Below are 12,611 nucleotides of genomic sequence, written 5' to 3' on the forward strand. Positions count from 1 at the left end.
TCCGGCGTTCGATGCTACCCCGGACCCCCGACGATCCACGCCCGCCGAACCGGGAGGTCGCTGCCCGGATGGTGTTGACTGGACCGCATGTCCGGAACCGAAGACCTGCTCGTCGAGCCCGACCGGCTCGCCGCCGAGCTCGACCGCGCCGATCCGCCCACCCTCCTGGACGTCCGCTGGCGGCTCGCCGGGCCGCCCGGCCGGGAGGACTACCGGGCCGGTCACCTGCCCGGCGCGGTCTTCGTCGACCTGGACACCGAGCTCTGTGGCCGGCCGGGCGCCGCCGGCCGGCACCCGCTGCCCGACCCCGCCGCGCTCCAGGCCGCGCTGCGGGCCGCCGGCGTCCGCGCCGGGCACCCCGTGGTGGTGTACGACGGCGGCGACGGCATGTCGGCCGCCCGCGCCTGGTGGACGCTGCGCTGGGCCGGTCACCGGGCGGTCCGGGTGCTGCACGGCGGCTTCCCGGCCTGGGCCGCGGCCGGCGGACCCGTCTCCACCGACGCGCCGGCGCCCGCGCCCGGGGACGTCACGGTCAGCCCGGGCGAGCTGCCGGTGCTGGACGCGGGGAAGGCCGCCCGGCTGGCCGCCGCCGACGCCGGGGTGCTGCTCGACGTGCGGGCCGCCCCCCGCTACCGGGGCGAGACCGAGCCGATCGACCGGGTCGCCGGGCATGTCCCGGGCGCGGTCAACCTGCCGGCCCCGGAGTACGTCACCGAGGGACGCTTCCCCGCCGCCGAGGCGCTGCGCGAGCGGTTCGCCGCCGCCGGGGTGGCCGAGGGCGCGCCGGTCGGCGCGTACTGCGGCTCGGGGGTGACCGCCGCCCAGGCGGTCCTGGCGCTGCACCTGGCCGGCCGCCCGGACGCCGCCCTGTACGTCGGCTCGTGGAGCAACTGGGTGGCCGACCCGGACCGTCCGGTCGCCACCGGGTAGACACCCGGGCCGCCGCGGAGTGCGTGCGGTGGGGCGGCCCCGGACCACGTGCGACGATGAGCCCATGGCCGACGACACGGTGGTGGTGTGGGACGAGGCCCTGCTCGGGTACGACATGGGCGACCATCCCCTGGACCCGGTGCGGGTCGAGTTGACCATGGCGCTCGCCCGCGAGCTGGGGGTGCTGGACCGGCCCGGGGTCCGGCTCGTGAAGCCGGAGCCGGCCGACGACGCGCTGCTCACCCGGGTGCACGACCCGCGCTACCTGGAGGCCGTGCGGGCCGCGCCCCGCGACCCGCTCTTCGCCGGCTTCGGTCTCGGCACCTCGGACAACCCCGTCTTCGACGGCATGCACGAGTCGAGCGCGCTGATCGCCGGGGCGAGCGTGGCCGCGGCCGAGGCGGTCTGGCGCGGCGAGGCCCGGCGGGCGGTCAACGTGGCCGGCGGGCTGCACCACGCCATGCCGGCCCGGGCCTCCGGCTTCTGCGTCTACAACGACCCGGCGGTGGCCATCGCCCGCCTGCTCGACCTGGGCGCGGAGCGCATCGCGTACGTGGACGTGGACGTGCACCACGGCGACGGGGTAGAGGAGATCTTCTACCGGGACCCGCGGGTGCTCACGGTCAGCCTGCACGAGACCCCGCTGGCGCTCTTCCCCGGCACCGGGTTCCCCGACGAGACCGGCGGCCCGGGCGCGGAGGGGTCGGCGGTCAACCTGCCGCTGCCGCCGGGCGCCGGCGACCCGGGCTGGCAGCGCGCGTTCCACGCCGTCGTGCCGTCGGTGCTGCGGGCGTTCCGGCCGCAGGTGTTGGTCACCCAGTGCGGGGCGGACGGGCACCGGCTGGACCCCCTGGCCGACCTGCACCTCTCCGTCGACGGGCAGCGGGCCACCTACCTGGCGCTGCGCGCGCTCGCCGACGAGCTCTGCGACGGCCGCTGGGTGGCCTTCGGCGGCGGCGGGTACGCGCTGGTCGAGGTGGTGCCGCGGGCCTGGACGCACCTGCTCGCGGTGGCCACCGGGGAGCCGCTCGACCCGGCCACCCTCACCCCGCCGGGCTGGCGGGAGCTGGCGGCGCGACGGCGGCCCGGGCACGAGATCCCGCTGCGGATGACCGACGACGTCGACCCGTCGTACCAGCCGTGGCAGCCGAGCGGCGAGCCGACCGCGGTGGACCGCGCGATCGCGGCGACCCGCAAGGCGGTCTTCCCGCTGCACGGGCTCGACCCGCACGATCCCCGCGACTGACCGGTGACCACCGTCGAGCAACCGGTGGACGTGCTGCTGAGCGACGGCACGACCGTCCAGCTGCGGCAGATCCGCCCGGACGACGCCGCGGCCGTCGTGGCCATGCACTCGCGCTTCTCCGAGCGCACCCGCTACCTGCGCTACTTCTCGCCGTACCCGCGCATCCCCGAGCGGGACCTGCAGCGGTTCGTCACCGTCGACCACCGCGACCGGGAGGCGTTCGTGGTGCTGGCCGGCGACCGGATCGTCGCCGTGGGCCGGTACGAGCGGCTCGGCCCCGGCTCCCCGGAGGCCGAGGTGGCCTTCGTGGTGGAGGACGCGTACCAGGGCCGGGGCATCGGGTCGGTGCTGCTGGAGCACCTGGCCGACGCGGCCCGGCGCTGGGGCATCGTGCACTTCGTCGCCGAGGTGCTGCCGGCCAACGGGACGATGCTGCGGGTCTTCTCCGACTTCGGCTACCAGGTCCAGCGCCAGTTCGCCGACGGCGTCGTGCACCTGAACTTCCCGATCGCCCCCACCGAGGCGACGCTGGAGGTGCAGCGCGGCCGGGAGCACCGCACCGAGGCCCGCTCGATCGCCCGGCTGCTCGCCCCGCGCGGCATCGCCGTCTACGGCGCCAGCACCACCGGCCAGGGCGTCGGCGCGGCCCTGCTGGGGCACCTGCGCGACGGCGGGTTCACCGGCGCGATCGTCCCCGTGCACCCGACCGCGGCGACCGTGGCCGGGCTGCCCGCGTACCCGTCGGCGGTCGACGCCGGCGCGGACGTGGACCTGGCCGTGGTGGCCGTCGCCCCGGAGGCGGTGACCGAGGTGGTCGCCGACGCCGCGCGGGCCGGCGCGCACGGACTGGTGGTGATCTCCGCCGGGTTCGCCGAGGCCGGCCCGGCGGGGGCGGCGGCCCAGCGCGCCCTGGTCCGCGCCGCGCACCTGGCCGGCATGCGCGTGGTCGGTCCGAACTGCCTGGGCGTCGCCAACACCGACCGTGCGGTACGCCTCAACGCCACCCTCGCCCCCGTGCTGCCCGCCCCCGGCCGGGTCGGCGTGTTCAGCCAGTCCGGCGCGTTCGGGGTGGCCCTGCTCGCCGAGGCGTCCCGGCGCGGCCTCGGCTTGTCCAGCTTCGTCTCGGCGGGCAACCGGGCCGACGTCTCCGGCAACGACCTGCTCCAGTACTGGCAGGACGATCCGGGCACCGACGTCATCACGCTCTACCTGGAGACGTTCGGCAACCCGCGCAAGTTCGCCCGGCTGGCCCGGCGCATCGGCCGGAGCAAGCCCGTCGTGGCGCTCGCCTCGCTGGCCCGCCCGCCGGGGGTCGGCGACGCGCCGGCCCTGGACGCCGCCGCGGTGAGCGCGCTGTTCGCCCAGTCCGGGGTGATCCGGGTGGACACCGTCGCCGAACTGCTCGACGTCGGTGTGCTCCTGGCCCACCAGCCGCTGCCGGCCGGCCGCCGGGTCGCTGTGGTCGGCAACTCCTCGGCGCTGACCGGGCTGGCCGCCACGGCCTGCGCCGCCCAGGGCCTCACCGTGGCCGACGGCTACCCGGACGACGTGGGCCCCCGGGCCACCGCCGCCGAGTACGCCGCCGCGCTCGCCGCGTCCGCCGCCGACGAGCGGGTGGACGCCGTCGTGGCGGTGTTCGCCCCACCACTGCCCGGCCAGCTCACCGACCCGGAGGCCGACTTCACCACCGCCCTGCCCGACGCGCGGACCACCGGCAAGCCCGTGGTGGCCACCTTCCTCGCCGGCCGGGTGCCCGCCGGGGTGCCCGCGTACCCGAGCGTGGAGGAGGCCGTCCGGGCCCTGGCCCGGGTCACCACGTACGCGGACTGGCTGCGCCGCCCGCCCGGCATGGTGCCCGAACTGGACCGGGTGGACCGGGCGGCCGGTCAGGCCGCGCTGCGCCCGGACGGCGCCGACCCGGCGGCGCTGCTGCGGGCGTACGGGATCGACGTGGTCGAGTCGGCGCCGGCGCAGTCGGCCGGGGAGGCGGTGGCGGCGGCGGAACGGCTCGGCTGGCCCGTCGCGCTCAAGGCGGCCGCCCCCGGGCTGCGGCACCGTCTCGACCTGGGTGCGGTCCGGCTCGACCTGCCCGACGCCGCCGCGCTGCGCCGCGCGTACGCCGACATGGCTGCGGTCTTCGGCGCGGACGTGCTGGTCCAGCCGATGGTCCCGCCGGGGGTGGCCTGCGTGGTGGAGCTGGTGGAGGATCCGGCGTTCGGGCCGGTGGTCGGCTTCGGCCTGGGCGGCGTGGCCACCGAGCTGCTCGGCGACCGGGCGTGGCGGGCGGTGCCGCTGACCGACCGGGACGCCGCCGAGCTGGTCGACGAACCGCGGGCCGCGCCGCTGCTGCGCGGCCACCGGGGCGCCGCGCCGGTGGACCGGGCGGCCCTGGTCGACCTGCTGCTGCGGGTGGGGCGGCTCGCCGACGAGCAGCCCCGGGTCCGGTCGCTCACCCTGAACCCGGTGCTGGCCCGGCCGGACGGCATCTCGGTGCTGCACGCCACCGTCCGCACCGGCGCCGAGGCGCCCCGCCCGGACACCGGCCCGCGCCGGCTGTGAGGCTCAGCCCCGGCTGGAGATCTGCTGCACCGCCCAGGCGTTGCCGTCGGGGTCGGTGAGGAAGACGAAGCCGACGTTGTCCAGCGGGTGCGGGACCGGGCGCGGGTTCTGCCCGATCACCTGGATCTCGCTGACCTCGACGCCCCGCTCGACCAGCTCCGCGCGGGCCTTCTCCAGGTCGGGCACGACCAGTTGCAGCCCCTTGAGCGAGCCCGGCGGCATCTCGGGCACGACGCCCCGGCCGAGGACGATCGAGCACCCGGAGCCCGGGGGCGTGAGTTGGACGATCCGCCCGACGCCCCCCAGGTCGGTGTCGTGGTCGACGACGAAGCCGAGCCGCTCGGCGTAGAACTCCTTGGCCCGGTCCACGTCGGAGACCGGCACCACCACCACTTCCAGTGTCCAGTTCATCGCCCCAGGGTGACGGCCGCCGGCCGCCGCTTCAAGCGCGACAGGCCCCGGCGCACCGCCGGGGCCTGTCGGGTGGGTCAGGATCAGCAGGCGTACGCCTCCAGCCGGGTGGCCCGCTCCGGGTCGCGCAGCTTCAGCAGCGTCACCTTCTCGATCTGCCGGATCCGCTCCCGGGACAGCCCGAACTCGCGGCCCACCTCGTCGAGGGTGCGCTGCCGGCCGTCGTCCAGGCCGAACCGCAGCCGGATGACCGCCTGCTCCCGCTGGGAGAGGGTGGCCAGCACGATGCGGACCTCGTTGCGCAGTTCGCCGTCGCCGGCGGCCTCGCCCGGCTCCGCGTTGGGGTCCACGGCGGCGACGAAGTCGCCGAGCGCGCTCTCGCCGTCCTCGCCGACGGTCTGGTCCAGGCTCACCGGCTCCCGGTCGTACGAGATCAGCTCGATCACCTGGTACTCCGGGATCTCCAGCGCGGTGGCCACCTCGGCGACGGTGGGCTCCCGGCCCAGCGAGACCGACAGCTCGCGGCGGACCCGGACCATCCGGTTGACCTGCTCGACCATGTGCACTGGGATGCGGATGGTGCGGGCCTGGTCGGCCATGGCGCGGGTGATGGCCTGGCGGATCCACCAGGTGGCGTAGGTGGAGAACTTGTAGCCCTTGGTGTAGTCGAACTTCTCGACGGCGCGGATCAGGCCGAGGTTGCCCTCCTGGATGAGGTCGAGGAAGGCCATGCCCCGACCGGTGTAGCGCTTGGCGATGCTCACCACGAGCCGCAGGTTCGCCTCCAGCAGGTGGTCCTTGGCGGCGCGGCCCTCGGCCGCGATCAGCTCCAGGTCGGCGCGCAGCTCGCCGGAGACCGGGGTGCAGGTGGAGAGCTTCTCCTCGGCGAACAGGCCGGCCTCGATCCGCTTGCTCAGCTCGACCTCCTGCGCCGCGGTGAGCAGCTTGGTGCGGCCGATGCCGTTCAGGTACGCCCGAACCAGGTCCGTGGAGACGCCGCGCTCGTCGGTCGCGTCCAGGTCGGTCAGGGTGACGTCCATGTCCTGGTGCTCGATCATCTGCTGAGCCATCTCTGTCTCTCCCCGTGTCCGTCGTGCCGTACCGGTCCGTGCCGTCCGCCGGCGCGGTGGTGCCGGTGAGGAACAGCTTGGCGGGCTGGGCGTGAAACGGGAGTGAGGCGATCGGGGACCCGACAGCAATCCGGGCGGAACAGCGGCTGTGTCTTGCCGGGCCCGGTTACCGTGCCAGCGGCCGGCCAGCGAGGTTCGGCGACGCACAGGCGATCGGAGGACGTGGTGGTCTTCAAGCGGCTCATGCAGGCGATGGGTGTGGGTGGACCGTCGGTGGAGACGGTGCTGGCCAACCCGAACTGCCGGCCCGGCGGGCAGGTGGAGGGCCGCGTCCAGGTGGTCGGCGGGGACCACCCGGTGGATGTGAGCTACGTCGCGCTCGGCCTGGTCACCCGGGTCGAGGTGGAGAGCGGCGACTCGGAGTACGACACCACGCAGGAGTTCGGCCGCGCCCAGGTGACCGGCGCGTTCCGGCTGGACCCGGGTCAGCGGTACGAGGTGCCGTTCCGTTTCCAGGTGCCCTGGGAGACCCCGCTCACCGACCTGTACGGCCAGCACCTGCACGGGATGACGATGGGGCTGCGGACCGAGCTGGAGGTGGCCCGGGCCGTCGACAAGGGCGACCTGGACGCGGTGGCGGTGCATCCGCTGCCCGCGCAGGAGCGGCTGCTGGAGGCGTTGCTCCGGTTGGGTTTCCGGTTCGCCCGGGCCGACGTCGAGCGCGGCCACCTCTACGGCGTGCGGCAGAGCCTGCCGTTCTACCAGGAGATCGAGTTCCACCCGGCGCCGCAGTACGCGCGCGCCATGAACCAGCTCGAACTGACCTTCGTCACCGACCCGCAGCAGGTGCACGTGGTGCTGGAGCTGGACAAGCGCGGCGGCGTGTTCACCGAGGGCCGCGACGCGTTCGGCCGCTTCACGGTCGACCACGCGACGGCGGACCGCACCGACTGGGCCGCCCAGCTCGACGGCTGGCTGCGCCAGTCCCTGTCCCGCCGCGGCCTCTTCTTCTGACCGTCCCTTCCTCGTTGATCAAGAGATTTGCGTCTCGGCAGGGCCGATTCCTGACGCAAACCTCTTGATCGACAGGGCGGGGGTTACAGGTCCAGGAGGAGGGTGCGGGGGCCTACGTTGACGCTTTCCACCAGCATGTGGGTGCGGAAGCGGCCGGTTTCTACCTTGGCGCCGCGGGCGCGGAGGGTTTCCACCACGGCGTTCACCAGGGGTTCCGCCACCTCGGCGGGGGCGGCGGCGGTCCAGCTCGGTCTTCTGCCCTTGCGGGCGTCGCCGTAGAGGGTGAACTGGCTGACCACGAGGACGGGGGCGCCGGTGTCGGCGGCGCTGCGCTCGTCGTCCAGGATGCGCAGTTCGTGGATCTTGCGGGCCATGGTGGCGGCCACCTGCGGGGTGTCCGTGTGGGTCACGCCCAGCAGCACCAGCAGGCCGTCGGCGATCTCGCCGACCACCTCCCCGTCGACCGTCACGGCGGCCCGCCCGACGGTCTGCACCACCGCCCGCATCAGTCCGCCACCGGCTCGACCAGGCCGCGCTCGACCAGGTGCGCCACGATCGGCCCGGCCGCCTCGGCCAGCTCGTCCGGTGCGACGTCGTGCGCGGCGGCGAGCAGGGCGAGCTGGTCGCGCAGCGGCAGCCGTCCGTCCGCGCCGCCGACCAGGGCGAGCACCAGCGGATCGATCTCCTCGGACCAGCGCAGCCCGCGCGGCATGGCGAGGACCTGGCGGTCCACCGCCCAGCCCTCCTCACCCATGGTGGCCTCCTGGCGCAGCTGGAGCCCGTCGGCGGCCCGGTAGCGGGCGGCGAGGAGGCCGTCGGCGCCCCGGGCGCGCAGCCAGTCCTGCCGACCGAACCACTCGTCCACGCGGTCGCCCAGCGGCGGCTCCACCCGCTGGCGCAGGTCCTCCACCCGGACGATCGGCTCGTCGTGGCCGCCCCGGCGCAGCGAGACGATGCCGAACCCGATCGCCTCCACCTTGTGCGCGTCGAACCAGTCCAGCCAGGCCGCCATCCGCTGCGGATCGGCCGTCTCGCCGACGTCGGTGAGCCACAGGTTGACGTACGCCATCGGGTCGGCCACCTCGCGCTGGATCACCCAGGCGTCCAGCCCGGTGCCGGCGAACCAGCCGGTCACCCGCTCGGCCCAGTCCTCGCCGGTGACGTGCACCCAGTTGGCCAGGTACTGCATCGTCCCGCCCTCGGCGAGCAGGTGCGGGGCGGCGGTGGCCAGTTCGGCGCCGATGGCGTCGCCGACCCGGCCGGAGTCCCGGTAGACGTGCGTGGTGGTGCCCGGACCCACCACGAACGGCGGGTTGCTGACCACCAGGTCGAACCGGCGGCCGGCCACCGGGGCGACCAGGTCGCCGCGGAGCAGCTCCCAGTCCTGACCGTTGAGGGCGGCGGTGGTGGCGGCGAAGCGCAGCGCCCGTTCGGAGACGTCGGTGACGGTGATCCGGCGGGCGTGGGTGGACAGGTGCAGGGCCTGGACGCCCGAGCCGGTGCCCAGGTCCAGCGCGGTCTCCACGGGCCTGCGCACGGTCGCGCCGATCAGCGTCTGGGTGGCCCCGCCGATGCCCAGCACGTGCTCGGCGTGCAGCGGGCGGCCGGGACGGGCGCTGGCCGGCACGTCGGCGAGCACGAACCAGTCGTCGCCGTACGGCTCCAGGTCGACCCCGGCGCGCAGGCCGTCGCCGTGCCGCTCGACCAGGCCCCCGGCCAGCGCCTCCTCGACGGTCAGCGGGGCGAGCGCGGCGGCCACCGCCGGCTCCGGCTCGGTCTGGTCGCAGATGTAGACCCGGATCAGCGTGGCGAGCGGGTCGCGGTCCTCGGTGGCGCGCAGCGCGGCGCGGAAGTCGTTGCGGGCCACCGCGCCGGTGGCCTGCGGGCCGAGCCGGTCGGCGATGCCGTTGGCGGTGAAGCGCGCCCGGGTCAGCGCGGTGCGCAGCGCGTCGACGCCGGCGGGGGAGAGCAGCATGTCGTGACGGTCCACGTCGTCATCCTGCCTCGCCGGGCGGTTCTCCCGGCCGGCACCCGGCAGATCCATACCGCCAGCTCATGGTATCGGCCGTTATCTCTTTTATGTTCATCGATGCATGGCTACCATCTGGCCCAACATCCGCCGATGGGCGTCCCCGGTGGCCGAGAGTCCGGGCGCGCCCGGTAGGGAGCCAGACGATGTCCGACGTGTCCGTTCCCCGGCGGCGTGCGCTGCGCGCGCTCGCCGTCACGGCCGCCGCCGCGGCCCTCGCCGCCGCCGCCTCCACCCCCGCCCTCGCCGCACCGACCGGCGACGTCCGCTACGCCTCCGCCCCCGACGCCATCAGCGGCAGCTACCTCGTGGTGCTGAAGGGCGACGCGGTCGGCGCCGCGAACAGCCTCGCCGCCCGCACCGCGGTGCCGGACCGGGCCGCCGGCCTGGCCAGGCGCTACGGCGGCAGCGTCGGGACGGTGTGGAGCGCCGCCCTCACCGGCTACAGCGCGACGATGAGCCCCGCGCAGGCCCGCCGGCTGGCCGCCGACCCGGCCGTCGCGTACGTCGAGCAGGACCGGGTCGTCACCACCCAGGCCACCCAGACCAACCCGCCGTCCTGGGGCCTGGACCGGATCGACCAGCGCAACCTGCCGTTGAACTCCAGCTACACCTACCCGAACACGGCCTCGAACGTCCGGGCGTACATCATCGACACCGGCATCCGGACCACCCACACCGACTTCGGTGGGCGGGCCACCTGGGGCACCAACACGGTCGACAGCAACAACACCGACTGCAACGGCCATGGCACCCACGTCGCCGGCACCGTGGGCGGCACCCGGTACGGCGTGGCCAAGGGCGTCCGCCTCGTCGCGGTCAAGGTGCTCAACTGCTCCGGCAGCGGCAGCACCACCGGCGTGGTGAGCGGCATCAACTGGGTCACCTCGAACGCCGTGAAGCCGGCCGTGGCCAACATGAGCCTCGGCGGCGGCGTCAGCAGCTCGATCGACAACGCGGTGACCAGCTCGGTCAACTCCGGCGTCACGTACGCGGTGGCGGCCGGCAACTCCAGCGCCAACGCCTGCAACTACTCGCCGGCGCGGGCCGCCGCCGCGATCACCGTCGGCTCCACCACCAGCAGCGACGGGCGCTCGTCCTTCTCCAACTACGGCTCCTGCGTGGACATCTTCGCCCCCGGGTCGAGCATCGTCTCCGCGTACCGGACCAGCGACACCGCCAGCAGCACGCTGAGCGGCACCTCGATGGCGTCGCCGCACGTGGCCGGCGCGGCGGCGCTGGTGCTCGGCGCCAACCCGTCGTACACCCCGGCGCAGGTGGCCAGCTACCTGACCACCAACGCCACCACCGGCAAGGTGACCAACCCCGGCTCCGGCTCGCCGAACCGGCTGCTCTTCGTCGTCAACTGACGATCCCGCGGCCGCGCGGCCCGGTGGACCCCACCCCTGTCCACCGGGCCGTGCCGCGCGTGCCGCGGGGAGTCGGCGTGGCGGGCGGCGGCGGGCGGGGCAGGATGGAGGGCATGACGCTCTCGCTGCCCATCGACCCGCAGGCCAACGAGCTGCTGGCACGCAGCCCGCTGGCGCTGCTCCTCGGCATGGTGCTGGACCAGCAGGTGCCGATGGAGAAGGCGTTCTCCTCCCCGTACGTGCTGGCGCAGCGGCTCGGCCACGAGCCCGACGCTCGGGAGCTGGCCGAATACTCCCCGGAGGCCCTGGTCGAGCTGTTCGCCACGCCGCCGGCCCTGCACCGGTTCCCCAAGGCCATGGCGGCCCGGGTGCAGGAGGTCTGCCGGGCCCTGGTCGAGCGCTACGACGGCGACCCGGCCCGGCTCTGGTCGGAGGCGGCCGACGGCACGGACCTGCTGCGCCGGGTCGGCGAGCTGCCCGGTTTCGGCCGGCAGAAGGCGCAGATCTTCGTGGCCCTGCTCGGCAAGCGGTTCGGGATCACCCCGGACGGCTGGCGCGAGGCGGCCGGTGGCTACGGCGACGCGGACGCGTACCGGTCGGTGGCCGACGTGACCGACCCCGAGTCGCTGCGCCGGGTCCGGGAGTTCAAGCAGCGGATGAAGGCGGAGGCGAAGGCCGCCAAGGGCTGACGCAACCCGCGCCCGCGCTGCCTCGTTGTCATGATCGTCAAGGTGGCGACGACGGGCGGGTGATGACGGACGGGCGGGGGGCGGAACTCCTGCGCGGCGGCGGGGGCAGTCACCGCGCGACCTTCCTGGAGCTCTTCCTCGACGTCGTCTTCGTCTTCGCCTTCACGCGGGTCTCGCAGCGGCTGATCGACGACGTGACGACGAGTGGCGGCCGCCTCCCGCTGGAGCTCACGCAGACCCTGGTGCTGCTGCTCGCGCTCTGGATGGTCTGGTCGCTGACCGCCTGGGCCACCAGCCACTACGATCCGGAGCGGCCGCCCATCCAGGCCGTGATGGTCGGGTCCATGTTCGGCAGCCTGGTGATGGCCGTGTCGGTGCCGGCCGCGTACGGCCCGCACGGGTTGAGTTTCGCCGCCGGGTACGTGTCGATCCAGCTCGGCCGCTCGCTCTATCTGACCGTGGCGCTGCGCCGGCACCCCCAGCGGCACCTGTCCGGCCGGATCCTGGTCTGGTCGGGCGTCTCGGCCGTGCTCTGGCTGGGCGGTGGCCTGGTCGGGGAGGACGCGCGGCTGCTCTGCTGGGCGGTGGCCCTGGTGATCGACTACGTGGGCGTGGTCACCGGGTGGCCGGTGCCCCGGCTGGGCCGGGCGGCGGCCACGGCGTGGACGGTGACCGGCGAGCACCTGGCCGAGCGGTACCAGCAGTTCACCATCATCGCCCTGGGCGAGATGATCTTCGTGGCCGGCGTCGGCTTCAGCGGCAGCGACTTCACGCTGCTGCGCTGGATCGCCCTCATCGACGCCTTCGCCACCACCGTGCTGCTCTGGCGGATCTACTTCCACCGGGCGGGCTCGGTGCTGGTCGAGGCGGTGGCCCAGGCGCGGCAGCCGGCCCGGCTCGGCCAGTCGGCCACCTGGACCCACCTCACGATGATCGCCGGCATCGTCACCACGGCGGTCGGCTACGAGGTGGCCATCTCCGAGCCCGGGGGGCACGCCGACCTGGTCCGGGTGGCGGCCATCGTCGGGGGCCCGGCGCTCTTCGTGGTCGGCCGCGCCCGCTTCGAGTACGAGGTGTTCGGCCGGGTCTCCCGGTCCCGCGTGATCGGGCTGCTGCTCCTGGTCCTCGGCGTGCCGCTGCTGGGCCGGTTGCCGCTGATCGGCATCGCCGTCGGCGTCACGGTCGTGCTGACCGGGATGGCCGTGGCCGACGCGCTGCGGGCCCGCGGCCGCCCGCCGGAACACCCGGCGTCGCCGATGTGAGCCGCCGCCCCCGGGCACGAAACCGGTGCGG

The 12,611-nt window shown here is 74.8% G+C and carries 10 protein-coding genes and 1 pseudogene; 7 read left to right on the forward strand and 4 right to left on the reverse strand.

Annotation, left to right across the window (positions count from 1 at the left end; all coding sequences use genetic code 11):
* Nucleotides 1-87 precede the first annotated feature (87 nt).
* The 3 genes from F8274_RS06465 to F8274_RS06475 all read left to right on the forward strand — a co-directional run bounded on the left by F8274_RS06465 (nt 88) and on the right by F8274_RS06475 (nt 4,735).
* Complete coding sequence (locus tag F8274_RS06465) at nt 88-930, forward strand: sulfurtransferase (protein ID WP_151461367.1); 843 nt, start codon at nt 88-90, stop codon at nt 928-930.
* Between the two features lie 64 nt (nt 931-994).
* On the forward strand, nt 995-2,176 hold the full coding sequence (locus F8274_RS06470; RefSeq protein WP_151461368.1) for an acetoin utilization protein AcuC: 1,182 nt from the start codon (nt 995-997) through the stop codon (nt 2,174-2,176).
* A gap of 3 nt (nt 2,177-2,179) precedes the next feature.
* The gene (locus F8274_RS06475) at nt 2,180-4,735 is read left to right on the forward strand and encodes a bifunctional GNAT family N-acetyltransferase/acetate--CoA ligase family protein (protein ID WP_151461369.1); all 2,556 of its coding nucleotides are present in this window, start codon (nt 2,180-2,182) and stop codon (nt 4,733-4,735) included.
* Between the two features lie 3 nt (nt 4,736-4,738).
* Here the strand turns inward: F8274_RS06475 and F8274_RS06480 are convergent, their stop codons facing one another.
* Both F8274_RS06480 and sigB read right to left on the reverse strand, forming a co-directional pair.
* On the reverse strand, nt 4,739-5,146 hold the full coding sequence (locus tag F8274_RS06480) for a VOC family protein (protein ID WP_151461370.1): 408 nt from the start codon (nt 5,144-5,146) through the stop codon (nt 4,739-4,741).
* A gap of 83 nt (nt 5,147-5,229) precedes the next feature.
* Complete coding sequence (sigB, locus tag F8274_RS06485; RefSeq protein ID WP_151461371.1) at nt 5,230-6,216, reverse strand: RNA polymerase sigma factor SigB; 987 nt, start codon at nt 6,214-6,216, stop codon at nt 5,230-5,232.
* Between the two features lie 225 nt (nt 6,217-6,441).
* On the opposite strand from sigB, the gene F8274_RS06490 reads away from it, so the two are divergent.
* Nucleotides 6,442-7,230, forward strand: a complete 789-nt coding sequence (locus F8274_RS06490) for a sporulation protein (protein WP_151461407.1) — start codon at nt 6,442-6,444, stop codon at nt 7,228-7,230.
* Between the two features lie 83 nt (nt 7,231-7,313).
* Here the strand turns inward: F8274_RS06490 and dtd are convergent, their stop codons facing one another.
* A complete protein-coding gene (dtd, locus tag F8274_RS06495) occupies nt 7,314-7,736 on the reverse strand; it encodes a D-aminoacyl-tRNA deacylase (protein ID WP_151461372.1) in 423 nt (140 codons plus the stop codon).
* Nucleotides 7,736-9,220 (reverse strand): methyltransferase, encoded by a 1,485-nt coding sequence (locus tag F8274_RS06500; RefSeq protein ID WP_192579728.1) that lies wholly within the window; start codon nt 9,218-9,220, stop codon nt 7,736-7,738. Before F8274_RS06500 ends, dtd begins: the two co-directional genes overlap by 1 nt.
* Nucleotides 9,221-9,405: 185 nt before the next feature.
* On the opposite strand from F8274_RS06500, the pseudogene F8274_RS06505 reads away from it, so the two are divergent.
* From F8274_RS06505 to F8274_RS06515, 3 genes and pseudogenes are all read left to right on the forward strand, one after another.
* Nucleotides 9,406-10,620: pseudogene (locus F8274_RS06505) on the forward strand (S8 family peptidase); the annotation flags it as partial.
* A gap of 113 nt (nt 10,621-10,733) precedes the next feature.
* Nucleotides 10,734-11,318 (forward strand): HhH-GPD-type base excision DNA repair protein, encoded by a 585-nt coding sequence (locus F8274_RS06510; RefSeq protein WP_151461409.1) that lies wholly within the window; start codon nt 10,734-10,736, stop codon nt 11,316-11,318.
* Between the two features lie 62 nt (nt 11,319-11,380).
* The gene (locus F8274_RS06515) at nt 11,381-12,580 is read left to right on the forward strand and encodes a low temperature requirement protein A (protein WP_151461374.1); all 1,200 of its coding nucleotides are present in this window, start codon (nt 11,381-11,383) and stop codon (nt 12,578-12,580) included.
* Nucleotides 12,581-12,611: the final 31 nt, after the last annotated feature.

Origin of the sequence: Micromonospora sp. AMSO31t (assembly GCF_008868175.1) — a bacterium.
Classification (GTDB): domain Bacteria; phylum Actinomycetota; class Actinomycetes; order Mycobacteriales; family Micromonosporaceae; genus Micromonospora.

Bases quoted from the DNA above. Each gene is read 5' to 3' on its own strand.
- F8274_RS06465 (WP_151461367.1), top strand. From the start codon at position 88: ATGTCCGGAACCGAAGACCTGCTCGTCGAGCCCGACCGGCTCGCCGCC.
- F8274_RS06470 (WP_151461368.1), top strand. From the start codon at position 995: ATGGCCGACGACACGGTGGTGGTGTGGGACGAGGCCCTGCTCGGGTAC.
- F8274_RS06480 (WP_151461370.1), bottom strand. From the start codon at position 5,146: ATGAACTGGACACTGGAAGTGGTGGTGGTGCCGGTCTCCGACGTGGAC.
- sigB (WP_151461371.1), bottom strand. From the start codon at position 6,216: ATGGCTCAGCAGATGATCGAGCACCAGGACATGGACGTCACCCTGACC.
- dtd (WP_151461372.1), bottom strand. From the start codon at position 7,736: ATGCGGGCGGTGGTGCAGACCGTCGGGCGGGCCGCCGTGACGGTCGAC.
- F8274_RS06510 (WP_151461409.1), top strand. From the start codon at position 10,734: ATGGAGGGCATGACGCTCTCGCTGCCCATCGACCCGCAGGCCAACGAG.
- F8274_RS06515 (WP_151461374.1), top strand. From the start codon at position 11,381: ATGACGGACGGGCGGGGGGCGGAACTCCTGCGCGGCGGCGGGGGCAGT.